This window comes from Streptomyces sp. OZ13 (genome assembly GCF_052068155.1).
Classification (GTDB): Bacteria; Actinomycetota; Actinomycetes; order Streptomycetales; family Streptomycetaceae; genus Streptomyces.
The window spans coordinates 22602-42226 of record NZ_JBQHCZ010000025.1; the positions used below are offsets into that span (position 1 = coordinate 22602).

Annotated in this window: 12 protein-coding genes and 2 pseudogenes; 8 read left to right on the forward strand and 6 right to left on the reverse strand. The window is 70.8% G+C overall.

The window, feature by feature from the left end; all coding sequences use genetic code 11:
• Nucleotides 1-41 precede the first annotated feature (41 nt).
• Complete coding sequence (locus ACTMTU_RS34365) at nt 42-593, reverse strand: terpene synthase family protein (protein WP_441267350.1); 552 nt, start codon at nt 591-593, stop codon at nt 42-44.
• A 265-nt stretch (nt 594-858) separates the two neighbouring features.
• On the opposite strand from ACTMTU_RS34365, the gene ACTMTU_RS34370 reads away from it, so the two are divergent.
• Nucleotides 859-1869, forward strand: a complete 1011-nt coding sequence (locus ACTMTU_RS34370) for a helix-turn-helix transcriptional regulator (RefSeq protein WP_441267351.1) — start codon at nt 859-861, stop codon at nt 1867-1869.
• A 39-nt stretch (nt 1870-1908) separates the two neighbouring features.
• Here ACTMTU_RS34370 and ACTMTU_RS34375 read toward each other — a convergent pair whose 3' ends face one another.
• The 3 genes from ACTMTU_RS34375 to ACTMTU_RS34385 all read right to left on the reverse strand — a co-directional run bounded on the left by ACTMTU_RS34375 (nt 1909) and on the right by ACTMTU_RS34385 (nt 9378).
• The gene (locus tag ACTMTU_RS34375) at nt 1909-4227 is read right to left on the reverse strand and encodes a M4 family metallopeptidase (RefSeq protein ID WP_441267352.1); all 2319 of its coding nucleotides are present in this window, start codon (nt 4225-4227) and stop codon (nt 1909-1911) included.
• A gap of 222 nt (nt 4228-4449) precedes the next feature.
• The gene (locus ACTMTU_RS34380) at nt 4450-8130 is read right to left on the reverse strand and encodes a S8 family serine peptidase (protein ID WP_441267353.1); all 3681 of its coding nucleotides are present in this window, start codon (nt 8128-8130) and stop codon (nt 4450-4452) included.
• Between the two features lie 180 nt (nt 8131-8310).
• A complete protein-coding gene (locus tag ACTMTU_RS34385) occupies nt 8311-9378 on the reverse strand; it encodes a hypothetical protein (protein ID WP_441267354.1) in 1068 nt (355 codons plus the stop codon).
• A 1158-nt stretch (nt 9379-10536) separates the two neighbouring features.
• On the opposite strand from ACTMTU_RS34385, the pseudogene ACTMTU_RS34390 reads away from it, so the two are divergent.
• The 6 genes and pseudogenes from ACTMTU_RS34390 to ACTMTU_RS34415 form a co-directional block, all read left to right on the forward strand.
• Nucleotides 10537-10833: pseudogene (locus tag ACTMTU_RS34390) on the forward strand (urease subunit gamma); the annotation flags it as partial.
• A 219-nt stretch (nt 10834-11052) separates the two neighbouring features.
• A complete protein-coding gene (locus tag ACTMTU_RS34395) occupies nt 11053-11394 on the forward strand; it encodes an urease subunit beta (RefSeq protein ID WP_441267387.1) in 342 nt (113 codons plus the stop codon).
• A gap of 92 nt (nt 11395-11486) precedes the next feature.
• Nucleotides 11487-13436, forward strand: a complete 1950-nt coding sequence (locus tag ACTMTU_RS34400; RefSeq protein WP_441267388.1) for an urease subunit alpha — start codon at nt 11487-11489, stop codon at nt 13434-13436.
• 102 nt (nt 13437-13538) lie between these two features.
• On the forward strand, nt 13539-14213 hold the full coding sequence (locus ACTMTU_RS34405) for an urease accessory protein UreF (protein ID WP_441267355.1): 675 nt from the start codon (nt 13539-13541) through the stop codon (nt 14211-14213).
• Between the two features lie 33 nt (nt 14214-14246).
• On the forward strand, nt 14247-14942 hold the full coding sequence (gene ureG, locus ACTMTU_RS34410; RefSeq protein ID WP_441267356.1) for an urease accessory protein UreG: 696 nt from the start codon (nt 14247-14249) through the stop codon (nt 14940-14942).
• Entirely contained in the window at nt 14939-16024 is a 1086-nt protein-coding gene (locus ACTMTU_RS34415) for an urease accessory protein UreD (protein ID WP_441267357.1), read from the forward strand. The genes ureG and ACTMTU_RS34415 overlap by 4 nt, the downstream gene beginning before the upstream one ends.
• On the opposite strand, the gene ACTMTU_RS34420 is transcribed toward ACTMTU_RS34415, so the two are convergent.
• A complete protein-coding gene (locus ACTMTU_RS34420) occupies nt 16025-16468 on the reverse strand; it encodes a hypothetical protein (RefSeq protein ID WP_441267389.1) in 444 nt (147 codons plus the stop codon).
• A gap of 1653 nt (nt 16469-18121) precedes the next feature.
• Nucleotides 18122-18400 carry a GlsB/YeaQ/YmgE family stress response membrane protein gene (locus ACTMTU_RS34425; protein ID WP_441267358.1) on the reverse strand — a complete coding sequence of 93 codons (279 nt, stop codon included), beginning with the start codon at nt 18398-18400 and terminating at the stop codon, nt 18122-18124.
• Nucleotides 18401-18868: 468 nt separating this feature from the next.
• Between ACTMTU_RS34425 and ACTMTU_RS34430 the strand changes: the two are divergent.
• Nucleotides 18869-19511 (forward strand): annotated as a pseudogene (locus ACTMTU_RS34430) (IS630 family transposase); the annotation flags it as partial.
• Nucleotides 19512-19625 lie beyond the last annotated feature (114 nt).

Genomic DNA, 19625 nt, shown 5'->3' on the forward strand with positions numbered 1-19625 from the left:
TTCCCGGCCCGGGGCGCCTACGGAGCCGCGGCCGTCCAGACTCAATCACACTTCGCACAATATCTGCCCAGTGAGGGCATAGTGCGCATCTCTTCCAGCGCGCCGCCGATCATCAGCACCGGCCCAAGCAGAAGCTCACCAGCGCCGTAGATGGCCGTCGTCGCCGCGATGCGCTCGTCCGATTCAGACAACGCCCCCTGCCCGGGCTGCCGCAGGCGTGGGCGTCGGGGCCCGGAATCAGGTAGGGGATGAGCGATGCGGCCTGACAAGGCCGTGGGCCGTGTCCGCCTCCGTGTCGCACAGGCGGCAGGCCGCGGCGAAGGCTTCGGGCAGGGGCAGGCCGTGCTCCTGGGCCAGGATGAGCGGCAGCGTCTGGGCCGGGTGTTGAGCCGGTGCCGCTCCATGGGGAAGGAGTACACATCGTTGGTCCACCCCCACAGTCGTGCCGTGCCGTGGATCAGCTGACGGACCGGCTCGCAGTGGTGGACCGGGTCGGGCAGGTCGAGGCCCGCGCAGGGCTCGATGAGGGTGGCGAGGACGTGGCCGAAGCAGGAATGGCGGACCTCTGCCGGGCGCAAGTCGGCCGACAACATTGGTCTGTCGAGCGGCGGGCCGGATCATGAGCCGGCAGGGGCCGCAGCGGGGAAACCACCGCGGGGACCACGGTCCTCGAGGGCATCCGGGAGTCGGCGTCGAACGTGCCTGCACCGGCACGTCAGGAGCCTGACATATGGACGTGACCGGCAACGAACATGCGGGAGGTGAGAATGACCTGATGCATGCGCTGCCCGGCCCGGCGGAACGACGACGTCCGCTGCACCGGGCAGCGCGTCGCGCGAGCTCAGGAGTGCCAGACGTATGCAAGCGAACACAGACGACCCGTGGTCGGTGACCGGCCTCGACCCCATGGCCGGAAAGGTGCTGGAGCACCTGGTGACCGTCCCGTCGGCGGACGTCACCGAAGTGGCGGCGGCGCTCGGCGTGTCCCCGGCGGAGGCGGACCGGGTGCTCGGGCACCTCGCCGCGTCCGCCCTCGTACTGAAGACCGACGCCGCGCCGCCACGCTGGGCGGCCGGCCCGCCGCGCTCGTCGCTGGGCGCCCTGCTGGCCCGCCGGCGGGCCGAACTGGACCGGGCCGAGAGCATGGTGGCCCGCCTGCACGAGGTGTACGAGGTGGTGTCCGCGCCGCGTGCCGGACATCTGGTGGAGGTGCTGCAGAGCGCCGGCGAGGTGTCCGTACGCTACGGCCAGCTGCTCAAGGCGAGCACCGGCGAGCTGCTGCACTTCTCGAAACCCCCGTACGTCACGAGTCTGACGGTGACTCCGGAGGACTTGGGCCTGCCGCCCGAAGTGCGCATGCGGTCGGTGTACGAGACGGAGGGCTTCACCGACGTGCGCTCCCTTGCCACGGCCGTGTACGGGACCCGGCAGGGCGGCGAGCTGCGGCTGGCGGCGCGGCTGCCGGTGAAGCTGGCGGTCTTCGACCGGTCGGCGGCGCTGCTGCCGGTACGGGAGGAGGAACCGTCGTCGGGTTCCATGGTGGTGCACTCGCCCGCCCTGGTGACGGCCCTGGTGGAGCTGTTCGAGAACGTGTGGGAGCGGGCGGAGCCGGTGTCGCTGGAGAGCCTGGGCGAGGGGCCGGTGCCCGGGGGTGAGCCGGCGCTCTCCGGGCCGGACCTGAGGACGCGGGAGATCCTGCATCTGATGGCGACCGGGATGAAGGACGAGACGATCGCCCGTGTGCTGCGGGTGAGCCGCCGCACCGTGCAGAAGCACGTCAGTTACGTGGGCGCCGCGCTCGGCGCGCGGACCCGCTTCCAGATCGCGCTGATGGCGGCGGAGCGGGGGTGGCTGAAGCACGGGGCGTGACGGCCCGGCGCCTTTGACGGGCCGTCACGCGGTCCGGGGTCAGAAGGTGAGGCTCCACGCGTTCAGCCGGCCCGGCTCCAGGGTGAAGATGCCGGGCGTGCCGTCGGTGACCCGCAGCTTCCAGGTGCCCGTCGCGGCGACGGCGGAGGTGTCGACCGTGTACGTCTCGTTGAGGCCGGGGGCGATCACCCACGGGCCCCAGGGCTTGACGGGGATGACCGTGCCGTCGGGGGCGATCAGGTCAAGCAGCATGGCGTTGCCGAACTGATGATCGATGCTCACGGTGACCTTCAGATCGGCCGGGGCGTTGCCCGGTCGGCCCCGTACGAGCAGGGCGGACTCGGCAGTGCCGTTCTTCGGGATCGCGGTGAGGGTCGGGTTGACGAAGTAGTGTCCGCCGGACTCCACCGCGGTCCAGGTGAACGCCAGCGTCCGGACGTCACCGGCCGCGTTCGTGATGTCGATCCCGGTGTCGTAGGTACCGGCCTTCTCCGGCGTGCCGGTGATCCTGCCGGTGGCGGCGTCGATCGTCAGGCCCTTGGGCAGCGCCTTGGCGGTGAAGGAGAGCGCGCCGGGACGGGTGCTGACGGCGGTGATCCGGCGGTCGACCGGCTGGCCGACGGCCACGGCCTCGAATGGCGTCGGCTCGACGGCGATGTGGTTGACGTACCGGTTGCCGACGTTGACGGCCGCCCAGGCGTTGGCCACGGCCTCGTACGCGTCGCTCTGCGCGCCGTAGAGGTCCGCGGCGGCCTGGAGGGTCGCGGTGCGGGCGCCCTGGTAGTCGGTGCGGCTGGTCATGTAGACGGTCAGCGCGCGGTAGATCACGTCCGTGGCGTCGTGCAGGCCGATGCCCGCCACCGGCAGGCCGTCGTATGTGGGGCTGTCGTACGCGACACCGTTGATGGTCTTCGCGCCGCTGCCCTCGGCCAGTAGATAGAAGAAGTGGTCGCCGATCCCGGCCGCCATGTGCGACTCGGCCCACTTGGCGTCCGGCGACCAGTAGTCCATCGGCGTGTGGCCGTAGTACTCGCCGATCTTGGACGGGTGGTCCATGTACCGGATCGGTCCGCCGTTGCCGCGCAGGTCGGCCAGCTCGGCCTGGTGGTAGTCCGGCACGTCCTTCGGGTTGTCCGCGTGGAACTCCACCGCGGCGGCGATCATGTCGCTGATCGCCTCGTTGAGGGCCGGCGACTCGCCGAAGTCACCCAGCGCGGCCGTGGCGGAGGTGACGCCGTGCGCCATCTCGTGCGCGGTGATGTCCAGGGCGAGCACGGGGTGCAGGCCGTCGCGGCCGTCGCCGTAGCTCATGCAGAAGCAACTGTCCTGCCAGTTGGCGTTGGCCAGCGGGACCCCGAGCTGGGCCTGGTAGTGGACGCGGGAGTAGCCGCCGCGGCCGTCGTCGGCTATGCCGTTGCGGCCGAAGCGCTCCTTGTAGAAGTCCCACGTCGTCTGCATGCCGTGCGCGGCGTCCACCGCCGCGGTCTGGGGGTGCCGCGGGTCTCCGTCGCCCCAGACGTCGTCGTCGTCCGTCATGAGGACGCCGCTCCAGCTGTTGCTGGAGTCGAGCACGCGGTGTCCGCCGCGCTCGTTGTCGATCAGCGCGTACGTGCCGTCGTCCTGGCGGACCGAGCCGATCGTGACCTGCCCGCTGTACATGCCGTGGCCGTCGGCGGACTTCACGTTCTCGCCGTTGCCCAGCACGGTCTCGTCGGCGGCGTCGGTCACGACGTGCCGCTCGCTGGGGGAACCGTTCTTCTGGAGGCCGGTGACGACCGTCTCCCACGCCAGCTTCGCTCCGCCGTCCGCCAGCCACACGACCAGACGGGGCGCCTTGTCCGCGTTCCCCCTGGCGGTGCCCTGCTCCTTGGCCTTGCCCAGCGCGAGCTTCTTCGCGGCGGCGGCCGGCACCTTCGCCTCGGCCGTCGGCAGGGTCAGCTCGGCCGTCGAGGCGTAGGTGACGGTGCGGCCGGCGGGGCGCTCGTGCACGACCAGGTCGCCGCCGAGGACGGGCAGATCCGCGTACGTGCGCTCGTAACGGGTGTGCACCGAGCCGTCGGCGTCCTTGATCACATCGCGGGCGATCAGCTTCTCCCGGGCGCCGAGCTTCAGCGCGCGGGCCGTCTGCGGGCCGCTCTCGGTGGCCCGGTCGAGCAACTGGCGCCGCTCGCCGGGAGACAGCGGGACGATCGCGGCGCCCGGTCGGGGCGCCGCCTTGACCTGCGGGAGCGCTTTCGTGCCGGCGGCGCCCGTGGAGGTGTCGTCGGCGGAGACGGGCAGGGCCGTCAGCGCGACCGCGGCGGCCGTGATCGCCACGGTGGCGGCGAAACGGCGGCGGGGTTCTCTGGAGGAATTCACGTCCGGGATCTCTCTCTTCGACATAACCGCCGCAAGTCCCCGTACCTGCTGGTCAGGACACGTGCGGCCGCAAGCAGCCTTGCTCCTGGGGAAGCGACGGGGCAAGCCAACACATGGGGGAATGAGCGCAGTTGCGCAGATGCGCAGGGCCGGCGCCGCGCGGAGGAGCGCGGTGCCGGCCCCTGTCCCGGCGCCGCGCCTCGTGAGCGCGGCGCCAGGGATTCACCTCAGGCCGAACGCGCGGATCACCGTCTGGGTGACGCCACCGTCGCCGGGTTGTCCCGCGGTCACCCGCAGGGACACGAACTCCGCCCCGGCGGGAGCGTCCAGGCCCGTCCGCCAGACGCCCTTCTTCTCCTTCGCGGCGGCGCGCGTCCAGGTCCTTCCGTCGTCGTAGCTGATCTCGATCGTGCCGACGGCACTCTCGGCGGCACCGCCCACCACGGAGGGCGCGACGGAGAGCAGCGACCCGCGGCCGGCCCGGCCCTCCGCGTCGAGGTCCACCCCGTAGTCCAGCTGCACGAGCGGCACGGCCTCGGGCTCCGCGCGGGAGCCGGAGGTGAAGGCCCACTCCGTGTGGGTCTCGCTCGAGTACGGGGTGATGTCCGTCCGCCCCCGCGTGTCGATCACCAGCCGGTACGGCAGCTCCTCCGGCGGCAGTTCACCGGCGATGAGGATGGGGTGGTCGGTGAACTGCCTCAGCAGCGTGTCACCCCGGTAGAGCGAGATGGTCCCCCCGCCCGACCGGCCGGCGTGGGCCGTTCCCCCGTCGCCCAGCGTATCGATGGCGGCGTCCATCCAGTCCGTACCGCGGTGCAGCCTGTTGCTCTCGAGCAGCCGGGGCCGGTACACGGGACCGAACCAGCGGTCCTCCCGTACGCTGCCCGGCTCGTGGGCGATCTGGTCGGTCCTCATGGTGCCGATCTCCGGCAGTACGCCCTCCTGCTTCCACGACACCCCGTCGCCGGCGGAGACCCAGTCGGTGCGCGGGCCCGGGGCGACCGGTGCGGCCGCCGGCCAGGGGGCCGCCGTTCCGGGCGATATGTACGGCGGGTAGTCCAGCCGCCGCTCAGTGGTCCGCGCCCCGGCGGGCGGGGCGAACTCGAGGTCGAGCCGGGCGAGGTCGCCTGGGCCGGTGCCGGGCGAGGGGTCCTCGGGGACGCCGCCGGAGTGGTAGTCCGCCAGGTCGTACAGATACTCCGGAGACGGGTGGGCCTCGAGGGTGAGCCGTACGCCGTTCCTGTCCGCGATCCTCCCGATCAGCGCCTCACCGTTGTCCCGGGTCAGCGAGACGACCGGGATCGTGCCCTCGCCGTACACGTCCAGGGCGCGCCCGCGGCCCTCGTGGACCACCAGCAGCATTGCCGCACCCGCCGCACCGGCCGCCGCGGCCCGCTCCGCGGGGCTCACGGTGTCGCTGCCCCGGACGACCACGGCCTTCCCGCCGGCGGATACACCGGCGTACTCCTCCGGCGTACCGGTGCCGGCGAACACGGCGTCCAGCTTCGACGTACCGGCGGGCAGCGTCCCAGAGCCGGGCTGGACGAGCGCGTCGTCCACCTTGCGGCCCTCGTACGCCAGGGTCAGTGGCGGCTGCACGGCGCGGATCCGGGTGCCGAAGGCGAAACTGCCCTTCTCCGGTTTGCCGCCGGTCGGCACCGCCCACAGGCTGTCGTACACGGGTGACGGGAACGTCACGTCGTACAGGGCGCTCCAGTCCGGCACGGGCTCGGGGGACGTCCAGTTCCGGAAGATGTCGATCCGGCTCTGCGCGATCGTGTTCTTCCCGGGAGTACGGACCTCGATCCGCCGCGCCCGCGACGCGTCGAACTCCACGGTCCGGTCCCCGGTCAGCTCGACCTCGGGCTCCACGAACGCCACCTGCCCGAGCGAGTGCGGGCCGTTCACGCCCTCCACCTCGGTGAGGCAGAAGACGGTGTACGAGCCCGGCGGCAGCCGTCGCGCGACCTTGCCGTCGATGGCCTGGAGGATCCACGAGCCCCCGGCGGCGCCCCGGATGTAGACGTAACCGTCCAGCGGCCGACCGGACCGGTCCTTCAGACCGACGGCGAGCGTGTGCCGCTCCGCCTCGACCGAGAAACCGGCGGCCGTGTACACCGGTGTGCCGTTGTGGCGGGCCGTGACCCGGGCGCTGTACTGCCCCGGCGCGAGCCCGCGCGGATCGGCCACCAGCGCGACCCGCGCAGTGCCGTGCGCGGGCACGGTGATCTGCCCGGCGCCCAGGGAGAAGTGGTCGCCGGGCTCGACCGCCAGGTCCAGCGTGACCGGGGCGTCCGACGCGTTGGTGTACGTGATCTGCCGCTCCAACGACGTTCGTTCGGCGCCGTGCCGGACGAGCCCCGCGTCCACCGAGCCGGTGGCGAAGACCTCCCCGTAGTACGCGTTCGGCACGCTCAGCCGGCCGGTGCCCGCCTGGTACGGGGTGTACCGGGGCGTCGGCACGGTGGTGCTCATCAGCGCGTCCTTGAGCTGCCGCGCCGTCCACTCCGGGTGCTTCTGGGCCAGCAGCACGGCGGCGCCGGCGACGTGCGGCGTCGCCATCGACGTACCGCTCTGCGTCGTGTAGTAGCCCTCGCCGTACTCCGTGAACTGCGAGCGCGCCGCGAGGACGTCCACCCCGGGGGCGGTCAGGTCCGGCTTCAGGCCGTCGTCGTCCTGACGCGGGCCGAGGCTGGAGGTGGCGGCGAGCTCGTCCGAGCCGTCCACGGACCCGACCGTGAGCGCCGCCTCGGCGGTGCCCGGCGCGCCCAGCGTGTACGCGCCCTGCTCCCCGTCGTTCCCGGCGGCGACCACGAACAGCGCGCCGGTCTCCTCGCTCAGCCGGTTCAGTGCCTGGCTCAGCGGATTGTCCTGGCCCCGGTGGGCCGAGTTGCCGAGGCTCATGCTGATCACCTTGGCGTGCTCGGTCCGCGCGGCCCACTCCATGCCCTTGATGATCCAGGAGTCCTGGCCGACGTTGCGGTCGTTGAGAACCTTGCCGACCAGCAGGTCGGCCCCGGGCGCGACCCCCTTCTCCGTACCCCCGGATGCGGCGCCCGTCCCGACGGCGGTCGAGGCGGTGTGCGTTCCGTGCCCGTAGCGGTCGGTGACCTCCTCGCCGGGCACGAAGCTCTTCGCCGCGACGATACGGTCCTTCAGGTCCGGGTGGGCGGCGTCCACTCCGGTGTCCAGGACGGCGACCCGCACGCCCTCCCCGGTGCCGCCACCGGCCCAGGCCGCCGGTGCGCCGATCTGCGCGGTGCTCCGCGCGAGTGTCCCCCGCGCCCTCCCGTCGAGCCACACCCGTTCCACGCCGGCGGCGAACGCGGGCTCCCGCTTCTCCCTGTTCTTGTCCGTGAGGGCCGACCAGAACGCGGCGGCCTTCGACCGCCGGGCGCGCACGGCCTTGCCATGGATCACGGGCAGGTTCAGCGTGGTCTCGGCCCCCGGGAGAGCCGGGGCCGGCTCCGGGTCCTTCCCGTGCGTGACGATCAGCGGCAACGAGGCCGTGTGCGCGTCGTCGTACCCCTGGGCCACCAGCCCGGTGACGTCGAACAGTTCCTTGTCGAGCCGCCCGTCGGCGATGTAGGGCACCGCCTCGTCGGGATACACGTGGACGCCGCCGTCCTCGTGGCTGACGCGTACCGACCCCGTGGCCCCCGGCGCCCGCCGCACGCTCACCCCGGGCGGGGCTCCGCCGGTCCCCGGGGTGACCGTCACCTTGTCGCCGGTGATCAGCGTGACGGTGACGGGCGGCGCGGACCGTCCATCGGCCGCTGCCGGCGCCGGCCGGGACGGCGGCGCCGTGTCATGGGCGGCGGAGGGAGCCGCCAGGGTGGCGAGGACGACGGCGAGAGCGGCGGCCGACGCGACGGCCGGTCTTCGGGAAGGGGGAAACCTCATGGCGCCTCCGGAGGCGACGGCCCGGCGGACCGCGGCCGAGTGGCCGTCGTTCCGGCGGGGCTGCGGTAGGGATACAAGACCGCGGGTAAAAGCGGTACTGGGCCTGCACTTTCGCGGCCCCGGACGCCGCGCGGCAAGAGAAACCGAAGTCCACAACGCGCAGTTGCGCAGGTGGGAACCTCACCCCGCCGCACTGGGCCGCAGACCACCGGCACCGTTGTGGTGCCGCCGCGGTGCGCCTACGATGCGAGGCCGGCCGAGGAGCCCGCGACCAAGACGCCGGGAGACACCTGCGCGGCGCGCGGAACTGGACGAACTCGAAGAACGGCTGGCCGAACAGCTCACGGAAGTGCGGGCCGAGCGGGACCAACTCGCCGTCGCCGAACGTGTCCTTGAACGAATGACGGGGCAGATCGCCGAGGAACGCGCCTCAGCCCGGCCTGTGCCTGAGCAGGAGGCCGGCCGGGCGGTGATGCTGGTCCCGCACCGCGAACGCGGAGTTCTCCGCCGCCGTGGTCGTAGCGGGCGGGTGGCCCGTCGGGGCAGGGTGCGGGTGCTGATCTGTCGAAGCGTCTGGTTCCTGATGAACTCCGGGAACGGGACGTTGGCCAACTCGGCGTCCGGCGGATCGCTCCACACCTCGTCGTGCCAGCCGCGGGACTCGACCGCCTCGCGGGCGTCGTACTCCGCCTTGGTGCGGGTGTTGGTCAGTGCGTCGGTCAGGGGCTGCCAGTTGGAGCGGCCGAAGCGCCACCAGATCGGCCCGTGCGGGCCCTTGGCGCGCAGGTGCTCAAGGTGGGTGGCGATGACGGGGACGGTGTCGGTGTAGTCCCACCAGCCGCCCTGCTGCTCGCCGTCGACGGGCGGCTGCCAGCCGGTGTCGGTGTGCCAGTGGCCTTCCCAGCAGGCACGGGAGGCTTCCTTGATCTTCTTCATGCGGCGCATCCGCGCCTCCGGACCGACGTCCTTGGTGAACACCAAGGCGACCGGGGGGTAGCCGCCGCGGCCGGATTCGTCCCACAGCGTCGTCCACAGCGGGATGTCGCGGCCGCGGTGGTCCTTGACCTGCCGGCGGAAGAACGCGCGGTCGCCGACGATCTTCTGGGCGACGACCTCGGCCGGCTCGGTGTGGTTGTCGACCTCCACGACCAGCACCGGCATCTCGTCCTCCGGCGCGATGAGCACCGCGTCCGAACGCAAGGAGCCCTTCGCCGGGGCGGTGAACGTCCCCGCCACCGGCAGCGACACCTCCGTCTCCCGCCCCGCAGATGCCCAAGCCCCTGCGGCCGCACCGGCAGCACCCGCTGGCGGCCTGGCGGTGCGGCGGCGACCGGCTTCGTCGGCAACGGCGGCGACTGGCGGAACGCGTCGATCGTGTCGGTGACCGCCAGGGCGTGCGCGGCACCGGCCTTCGCCGCATCCCGCGCCGTGCCGCCCATCTCTCGTACCTCGCGCCCGAGCTCGCTCGCCGCCGCCGCCAGACCGGCCGTCGTCAAGTTCCACAGATCGTGCCGCACCGGCCTGCCCGACGGGCCCGGGCGAACCGCCCGGCCGACCGACTCCGCCGGCCCGGCATGGCGCAGGTCCTTGCACGCGTTGCGGACCGTCTGCACATCCGCCGTCCCCGGCAGCACCAGCTGCCGCAACTGCTCGGCCGTGGCGACCTTCACCACCCCCAGCGCCAGCAGCACCAGCGCCCGTGCCCGACCCGTCGACGGGCGAAGCGGGATGACGTTATCGGGAGTCAAAGCGGGCTTCGCTGACGCGCTCCACTCGATCCCAACTCTGGGATGTCGCTGTCGATAGCCGCGAGGCGGCTGCCGCAGGTCGGGCAAAAGCCGCGTTTCGCCTCGCCTTCGAAGGTCTCGTACCAGGTTGGCTCGCCGCCCTCATCGGCCCAGGTGACCGTCTCGAATCCCACCCACCACATCACGGGTGCGCCGCCGATCTTCTGACAGTGCGGCAGACACAGGTGTGGGGGAAGACGGCCGGACCTCGGGTGGTGAAACGGATGCGGCCACACAGGCAGCCGCCGATACGTTCCCCTGCTGTTTCGGCTCCGTGGGCATCGGCGGCGGGGGTGGCCTTCACCAGGTGAACTCCCGGGCACGATGGGCAAGTTGGGCAGATCACTGTGCCATCCCTTCCGTGATCGTCAGGAACCTGTCGGCAGTTCTGACGTGACCTTGGCCGTGTGAGCCGATTGCCGAGGCATCAGCCCTCTGCCCTGCTGTATGTCGGCATACACATAGATTCACCAGATGGTGTAGATCAACCGTTATCTGGCAGTCTCGCCGTTCTTCTGCGCTGATGCTCGGAGAGCGCCCGTCGCCATCCGGGGAGCGTTGTCCGTGACCTGGGCATGCCCAGCCGCACGCACCATCCGAACAACAGAGACGAGTCACCGTGCACTTGACTCCGCATGAGCAGGAACGCCTGCTGATCCATGTCGCGGCCGACGTGGCCGGCAAGCGCCGCGACCGGGGGCTGCCTTTGAACTACCCCGAGACGATGGCCCTTTTGACCGTGCACGTCTTCGAGGCGGCACGCGACGGTAGGACGGTCAGCGACATCATGGACTCTGGCCGGCGGGTGCTCACCCGTGACGACGTGATGGACGGCGTCCCGGAGATGATCAAGAACGTCCAGGTGGAGGCGACCTTCCCGGACGGCACCAAGCTGGTCACCATCCACGACCCCATCCCGGAGGCCACGGAGGAGCCCGAGGTCTACCCGGGCAAGGTCGAGCACCCCCAGCCACCCCGCAAGCCAGGCTCCCCGGTCGACTGCGACGACAGCGGTAACTCCTCCGCAAGCTGCGACGAGGAGGACGACACAGTCTCCCGGTACGACGCGATCTGCTTCAACGTACATCTCGACGGGGACCCGCAGGGCGTCAGCCTGCAGACGGACGCCACCACCTTGCCGGGGCCGGGCAAGACGAAGATCAAGGTGAAGAACGAGTCGGACCGTCCCATCCAGGTCGGCTCCCACTATCACTTCGCCGAGGTCAACCCAGGGCTGAAGGTCGTCAGCATCGAGGTCCCCGCCGGTCAGACCGTCCCCCAGAACCGCAGTCTCTGGAACTGCGACGCGGCAAGGGGCCGACGGCTCAACATCGCCGCGGGCACGTCCGTGCGGTTCGAACCGGGCGACGAGTGCTGCGTGGAACTGGTGCAGATCCAGGGTGAAGTCACGGCGGACGGCAGCGACACCAGCGATCTCACCAAGATCCAGGGACTGCGCGAAGGGATCGTCCGATGAGCAATCCGCAGGGACGAGGCCGCGGCCAGGCGAAGCCTGAAAAGGCCCGGTCGAAGCCGAGCAATGAGCTGACGCGGGCGGATTAGACCGCGCTGTACGGGCCGACCACGCGGGACAGGGTCCGGCTCGCCGACACGGACCTCACGTTGGAGATCGAGGCCGACTGGAGCGGCGGCCCTTCGTACAGCGGCAATGAGATGATCTTCGGCGGCGGCAAGGTGATCCGCGAGTCGATGGGGATGTCGCACCTCGCCAGGGACGGGCGGAACAGCAAAGGCCACGCCACCGACCACAGGCCGGTGGACACCGTCATCACCGGCGCGCTGATCCTCGACTGGTGGGGCGTGGTCAAGGCCGACATCGGCATCCGCGACGGCAGGATCGCGGCCATCGGCAAGGCGTACAACCCCGAGACGATGGATCCGATCCCGAGCAACAGGTTCGAGATGCCGAACCGTACGACGGTCGGCAATGCGGTGCCGGTTCCGGTGACGCCGGAGAGTTTCGTGGTCGGGCCGAGCACCGAGGTCATCTCCGGCAACGGGCGGATCCTCACCGCGGGCGGCGTGGACACCCATGTCCACTTCATCTGCCCCGAGGAGATCCACGAGGCTCTGGCCTCGGGCGTGACCACCCTGATCGGCGGCGGCACGGGGCCGGCCGAGGGCAGTACGGCCACCACCGTGACACCGGGCGCGTGGCACATCAGGCGGCTCTTCGAGGCGCTGGACGGGTTCCCCGTCAACATCGGCCTGCTCGGCAAGGGCAGCACGATGAACAAGCACGAACTCAACGCGCAGGTGGACGCCGGTGCCTGCGGCTTCAAGGTCCACGAGGACTGGGGCGCCACGCCCGCGGTGATCGACCGGGCCCTGGACGTCTGCGAAGAGCGCGGTGTCCAGCTCGCGCTGCACGCCGACTCACTGAACGAATCGGGGTTCCTGGAGAGCACGCACGCAGCCTTCACGGGCGACGCCCGGGACGCAGATGGGAAGTTCACGGCGAAGGAGGCACGCTCCATCCACATCTTCCATGTCGAGGGCGCCGGCGGCGGTCACGCACCCGACATGATCGAGCTGGTCAAGGACCCGAACGTCCTGCCAGCCTCGACCAACCCGACGCGTCCCCTGACGGTCAACACCGTCAAGGAGCACGTCGACATGATGATCGTGTGCCATCACCTCAACCCGGAGATTCCGGCGGACATGGCCTTCGCCGACTCCCGGATCCGGCCGTCCACCATGGCCGCGGAGGACCTCCTCCACGACATGGGCGCCATCTCCATGATGTCCTCCGATGCCCAGGCGATGGGCCGCATCGGCGAAATGATCATGCGGACCTGGCAGACCGCGCACGTCATGAAGTGCCGGTACGGGGCGTTGAAGGAGGACCTCGAAGCCGCGAAGGTCCGCACGATCACCGACGACACGGACCACTCCTTCAACGACCAGCAACTCCAGCCGAACGACAACTTCCGCGCGCGCCGGTACGTTGCCAAGTACACGGTGAACCCGGCGATCACCCACGGCATCGCCAAATACGTCGGCTCCGTGGAGACCGGGAAGGTCGCCGACCTGGTGCTGTGGGAGCCGAAGTTCTTCGGCGTCAAACCGCACATGCTCCTCAAGAGCGGCCAGCTCGCCTACGCGCAGGTCGGCGACGCCAACGCGTCGATCACAACGCCGCAGCCCTACCTGCCGCGCCCGGTCTGGGGCTCCACCGGCCGCTCCCCAGGGAGGAACTCGGTGAACTTCGTGGCTCCCGGGGTGGCCGGCAGCCTCAACGGAGACGGCACCAGCAGTAATCCGGGTCTCGGCCTCGACAAGGACTTCGTGGACATCACCAGCACCCGGCAGGTCACGAAGGCCGACATGAAACTGAACGACACGGTTCCCGACAGCCTCGAAGTCGACCACAACAGCTTCGAGGTCACCATCGGCGGTGCGACGACGAGTGACGCCCGCACCGAACTCAATGGGGCGACCGTACCGCGCTCCTACGTCACCGAAGTCCCCCTGGCACAGCGGTACTTCCTCTTCTGAACGGCCACCTGCCCGGCCGCCCCGAGGGTCCTGGCGGGCCGGGTGTGCCCGCCCGGGCCACCGCGTCACCATCCGCCCCTGCGAAAGGTCAGCCGCTCACCCATGAGCCGCGCAGCCCTGCTCCTCCTGGCCGACGGCCGCTTCCCCGCCGGCGGGCACGCCCATTCCGGCGGCGTCGAAGCCGCCGTCGCCCACGGAGCCGTACACGACACCCACAGCCTGGAGACGTTCTGCCGCGGACGTCTGCACACCACCGGCCTGACGACGGCCGGGCTGGCCGCCGCGGCCGCCGCCGGAATCGACCCGCTGCTGCTGGACGACGCCGCCGACGCACGCACCCCCGTCCCCGCACTGCGTGCCGTCGCCCGCAGGCTTGGCCGGCAGATGATGCGCGCCGCCCGTGCCACCTTCCCGTCAGAAGACCTGGAACTGCTGGCCGCCGAACGTCCCCAGGGCGCCCACCAGCCCATCGTGCTGGGCCTGGCAGCCCGGGCCGCCGGGCTCACCCCACTGGACGCCGCCTACGCCGCGGCGTACGAGAACGTCGGCGGCCCGGCTACGGCAGCGGTGCGCCTGCTGAGCCTCGATCCGCTCGACGCCTCAGGGCTGCTGGCCCGCCTCGGCTCCGACACTGACGCCGTCGCCACCGCTGCCGCCCAGGCCGCGGACCGCGTCACGGCCGAGGGCATCGACGTCCTGCCGTCGGCGTCCTCGCCGCTGCTGGACATCACCGGCGAACAGCACGCCGCCTGGACCGTCCGGCTCTTCGCCTCCTGAAACCTTCCCTTCCTTTCCCACCTGGAGTTCTTCGTGCACCTCGACCACCCCGGGACCATGTCGCAGCGCCACACCCACAGTGCCGAGCCGCTCCGCTCCGACGGCAGCCGCCGCGCGCTGCGCGTCGGTCTGGGCGGCCCCGTCGGCTCCGGCAAGACCGCGACCGTCGCCGCGCTCTGCCGCACCCTGCGCGACCGCTGGCCCATCGCCGTCGTCACCAACGACATCTACACCCGCGAGGACGCCGAGTACCTGCGGCGCGAAGCCGTCCTGCCGCCCGAGCGCATCACCGCCGTCGAAACCGGTGCCTGCCCGCACACCGCGATCCGCGACGACATCTCCGCCAACCTGGAAGCCGTCGAACACCTCGAGGCAACCCTCCACCCGCTCGACCTCGTGCTCATCGAGTCCGGTGGCGACAACCTGACCGCCACCTTCTCCAAGGGCCTCGTCGACGTGCAGATCTTCGTCATCGACGTGGCCGGCGGAGACGACATCCCCCGCAAGGGCGGCCCCGGCATCACCACTGCCGACCTCCTCGTCATCAACAAGACCGACCTCGCCCCGCACGTCGGCGCCGACCTGGACACCATGGCCATCGACGCGAAACGACAGCGCGGCGACCTGCCCGTCATCTTCACCAGCCTCACCACCGACGACGGCATCCGCGACGTCGCCGACTGGATCACCGGCCACCTCACCCAGTGGCGCGCCGGGGCAACCGCATGAGCCGCTCACTCCGACTCGCCGCCACCCGAACCACCTCCGGCCCCGGCATCTCCTCACCCGCTGCCCCGGAGCCCGCCGGACACCCGGACGGCGTAACTGCCACGGCCTGGATCCGGGCCGCACACAACGGACGCGTCACCACCCTCCCGCAGCTGCGCAGCGACGGCCCCTTCCACCTGCGGCGCCTGCGCACCCACCGCAACGCCGCCACGGTGGGGATCATCGGCGCGATGAGCGGACCCCTCGGCGGCGACCGTCTCACCCTCGACATCACCGCCGAGGACCGGGCCGAGCTGGAGGTCACCACAGCCGCCGCCACACTCGCCCTCCGCGGCCCCACCAGCGACGCGGCCACCTACGCTGTGCGCCTCACCGTCGGGGAGCACGCCAGCCTGCGCTGGCTTCCACAGCCGCTGATCAGCGCCGCCGGCAGCAACCTGCACCAGACGTACAACGTCGAACTCGCCGCCACCTCACGGCTGACACTGCGAGAAGAGCAACTGCTGGGCCGGGCCGACGAGGAACCCGGCCACCTCGTCAGCCGGATCCTGGTCCACCGCGCCGGACGCCCGCTGCTCGACCAGCACACGGCATACGGGGCACCAGAACCCGGCTGGGACGGCCCGGCCGTACTGAACGGACACCGCGCCGTCGGCCAGCTCCTCATCGTGGACCCGCGCCTCGACCACCGACGAGACCCCGTGCTGCTCGGCAAGGCACCAAGGACGGGTGCGCCGTCCTCGCACCACTGGCAGGCGGCCCGGCACTGCTCGCTACCGCCATCGCACCCACGACCTCACGACTGCGGAACCTGCTCGACGAGGCATGCGCACACGCGCTCGCCCGCTCATGCGGATAGGCGTGCGCGGCCGGGCGACGCAGGCCCCGTATCCAAGGTTGCGGACGCTGCTGCGGGCGGTCGGGGACGCCCCGTACGAGGCGGACGCGGCCGGGGACGCGCGGTTCTGCCTGCCCGATCAGGACGGCGGGGAGCGGTGGCTGCGGCTGGAGGAGATCGAGTGGACGGCGCGCTTCACGCCTCAGATGCCGCCCGCTTTTCGTCGGCGGAAGTGCCTGTGTGATCACGGTTGCAGGCGAGCGACGTGGTCGGGGTGGTTTCTGGTGCGGCGGGCTTCCTTCATCTCCGACTCATACAAATGATCTTTTCCGTCGACGAGCTGGTTACGGAGGTCCTCCTCGAGCGTTTGAAACGGCCGGTAGTACGTGCTGTTGTAGGCCTCGATAATCTGAAATGTCCAGTGGCCGGGGATGACATTGCGGCCGAGGATCTCCTCCTCCACCCGCTTCGCCTGCTCCGCATGACCGGCCTCACGCAGCAGACGAACCGCATCGTCCAAAATCAGGTCAGCGGTGCCCGTCAGTTGATGGAACTCGTACAATGCGCCGCGGGCCCGCTCCGTCGTCTCCAGCGCCTTGGACAGCGCTCCCAACGCTTCCACCGTCGAGTCGGACACACCTTTGGGTCGCTGATGCTCAGCATCAGGCTGCTGCAAATGGTTCGTCACGTCAGGCACTGTTCCCCGCTCTACTACTTCGGTACGGAACTTCGCTCGGTCGGCGGGTGCTGAGCCCGTCCGATCCCCGCACCGACGCCTGTAGCCGCTCCGCAGGGACTGCGTCATCCGGCCCGCCGCCATGACCTGGCGAGGACGCCTTTTCACACCACTGTGGCGCGGCTCGTGGCAACGGTGATCGAACACATCGAAGACGAAGGAAGAAGGACGGCGCTCCCCTCCTTCAGACGGCCGTACCGGACTGAGGGGGCACCCTGCCCTTCCCGGCAGGCAGCCGCTGGACCTGGTCCGCACCGACGAGCTGGTCATGGCCCCGGTGTGCCAGTCCTCGACGGCGCCCCACCGCTCGGCGAACGCGGCGACCCGATGCCCGAGGACGTCGCGGCGTTCGGTGATGCTCAGCCAGCCGGCCCGGCGGACCATCTCCGTCGGCTCTGCGGGGGCGGGGCGCAGCAGCGGGGCCGGCACCGCGCCGAGGACGAGGTGGGTTCCGTCCCCGCCCTCCGCCTGGTTCTTGCGGAGCTCGTCGATGCTGCGGGTGGTCTCGGCGTGGCCGCGGCGGCGGACTTCGCGGGCGAGGTACCAGCACACCTCGGCCGCCGGAGATCCGTCCGGCTCGTCCGCGGCGAGCTCGGTCAGCGCTGTGACCGGGACGACGATGTCGTGCGCGGGCACCATCGCCGGCGGTGCGCCCGGGCGCCGGGCGGCGATCGCGTCGCGGTCGCGCAGCGCGTGGAACCAGTACGGTGCCGGCTGCCCGAGGGCGGCCGCCAATTGGGCCCAGGTCGTGTCGTACACCTCGCCGGCCCCGTCGAGGTCGCAGGCCACGAGCTGAGGTACCTCCGGCTGTGTCACCTGGACCCGGGTCTGCGCCGCGACCACGCACGCATACCGGCCGGCCGGCCGTGCCCCGTGACGCTCGCGCAGGGCGCGCACAGCCGTCTTCACAGCCGCGCTGCCGTCGTTCATCGCGTGCACCAAGGCGATCCCGCCCCGCGGACTCTCCCGGCGCAGCACCGCGAACCGGTCGACGAACTCCGCTCCGTCGAACACGGCGTCGCCCGACGCCTGCTGCAGCCACCGCCCCTCACCTGCACCGCCCTCGTCGTTGTCGCCGTGCGCTGCGCTTCGTGTGAACAGCCCCACGCCATCCCCTCCCCCACCTCACCGGCACGTTGTCCACCCGGCCGGGGCGCCGGCCAGGATCGCGTACCGCGGAACCGGCGCTACTGGTCGAGGAGATCATGCGGAGGCTCCCTCTCGTCCCTGCTGCATGACCGTCGCGCGGGCGGTCGCCCGGGGCTCAACTCAGCCGAATCGTCCCGCGACCCGGGCCCCGCGTGCCGGGCGGCGGCGTTGTAGCGTGCGAGCGAGAGGCCCGTCTTTGACAGGACACGCGGCCGGGCGGTTCCGCTGTCGATCGCACGTTACGCGGAACCGCCACCTCCCTCCCAGAGGGCGACCCGCGATGTCACCCTCGCGGCGACCTCTCGCAGAACATGGGGCGACCCTTGAGAGGGCCTCAACAGCTCCCTGCCGAGCGCGTAGGCGCCCGGCGCGGCGAATGCTTCGGGCCAACCGACCGCGCCGAGGCGACCTGCCTCGTACGGGTTCACCTTTCGTCTGTAGGGGTGGCAGCGCTCGTCAGACGTGCCGATGGGAGCGCCTGCCTCCGGTGAAGAGCCGGTAGAGGGCGAGCAGGATCAGGGAGCCGACGATCGCCGCGATCCACGTGGAGAGGTCGAAGAAGCCGTCGATCGAGTCGACGCCGAAGATGACCTTGCCGAGCCAGCCTCCGAGAAGGCCGCCGACGATGCCGATGAGCATGGTGATGATGAGGCCGCCGGGGTCCTTGCCCGGCATCAGAAGCTTCGCGATCATTCCGGCGAGCAAGCCGATGAGTATCCAGGCGATGATGCCCATGATGATCCTCTCCCGGGATGTATGGCTGAGTAATCATCTACTGCGCCGTGCAAGCGGATCCAAACCTTCCGGTCGGGCCACTGAGTGGCGCAGTCACCGACAGGACAGCAGAGCGTGACATCCCGGCGCCTGTTGAGGGCTTCGGCATGACGTAGGGAGCCTCTGCGCGGCATTGCTTTGGCGGGCTGCCGTGCCGAGCTCCTCTTGCCGGTCGATGGACTACCGCCCTATGCGAGGCATTCCGCGAGCGCGCTCGAAGATGTCGCCCGAGCGCTTCGGCCGACCCCCACTGGCCGAACGTCCCCGACGCGCTGAACCTCGCCCGACGGGTGCGCTGGACGCGCGGCAGGCGCACGCTGAGAGGCATGGATGACGACGCCCCGATCGTCGTACACCGGCTTTCTTACTGAGGTATTCGGGTTGTCGTCGGATAGTGACGGTTGGTGATCCCTGCGGGATGCCGGTGAGGTGAGGTATCCGGAGGGTGGGGGCCTGACCGCTGAGCGTCGGGCGCTTCGTGAGGGAATCCGGCTTCAGGCCGGCGAGAGGTTCGCGGCGGGTGGGAAGACCGGGGTGATCACGAAAGAGCTGCGAGTGCGTGCGGTCGGTGGAACGCTGGCGCCGTGCCTGGCGCGAGGGCGGCATGGAGGCCTTGCGCTCGACGGGCCCGGCGAACTCCCCGACCGTCACCGATGCCCAGTTCGCCGTGCTCGAGGAGGAACTTGGCAAGGGACCGTCGGCGCACGGCTTCGAGGACGAACGCTGGACTCTGGCCCGGGTTCAGAAGGTGATCAGCCGGCGTCTGCGGGTGAAGCTGTCTGTGGCCACGGTGTGGCGACTGCTGAAACGGCACGGCCGGTCCTGGCAAGCACCTGCCCGCAGAGCCCTCGAGCGGGACGAGCACGCGGTGGAGCTGTGGAAGAAGGAGGTGTGGCCCCGGGTAAAAGGCTCGCGGCGGCATCCGGGGCCTGGATTGTCTTCGAGGACGAAGCCGGCTTCTCAATGACGCCGCCCCGTGCCCGCACCTGGGGCCGACGCGGACACTCCCGTCATCCGCGTGCGCGGCCGCTCCCGCCGCCGGACCTCGGTCGCCGCGCTGTGCTGCCAGCGGCTGCAGGCCGTGGCGTGTAAGGAGTGCTTCTCGATGTCCAGCACCCGGTTGTTCCTCCCTCCTCGACGCCTCGACCGTCCGTGCCGCTGCGGCACGACCCGACGCGCAGGACCA

What these genes read in the sequence shown, in the direction of transcription:
- ACTMTU_RS34370 (WP_441267351.1), top strand. Translation starts at nt 859, where the DNA reads ATGCAAGCGAACACAGACGACCCGTGGTCGGTGACCGGCCTCGACCCC.
- ACTMTU_RS34415 (WP_441267357.1), top strand. Translation starts at nt 14,939, where the DNA reads ATGAGCCGCTCACTCCGACTCGCCGCCACCCGAACCACCTCCGGCCCC.
- ACTMTU_RS34365 (WP_441267350.1), bottom strand. Translation starts at nt 593, where the DNA reads ATGTTGTCGGCCGACTTGCGCCCGGCAGAGGTCCGCCATTCCTGCTTC.
- ACTMTU_RS34425 (WP_441267358.1), bottom strand. Translation starts at nt 18,400, where the DNA reads ATGGGCATCATCGCCTGGATACTCATCGGCTTGCTCGCCGGAATGATC.
- ACTMTU_RS34380 (WP_441267353.1), bottom strand. Translation starts at nt 8,130, where the DNA reads ATGAGGTTTCCCCCTTCCCGAAGACCGGCCGTCGCGTCGGCCGCCGCT.
- ACTMTU_RS34405 (WP_441267355.1), top strand. Translation starts at nt 13,539, where the DNA reads ATGAGCCGCGCAGCCCTGCTCCTCCTGGCCGACGGCCGCTTCCCCGCC.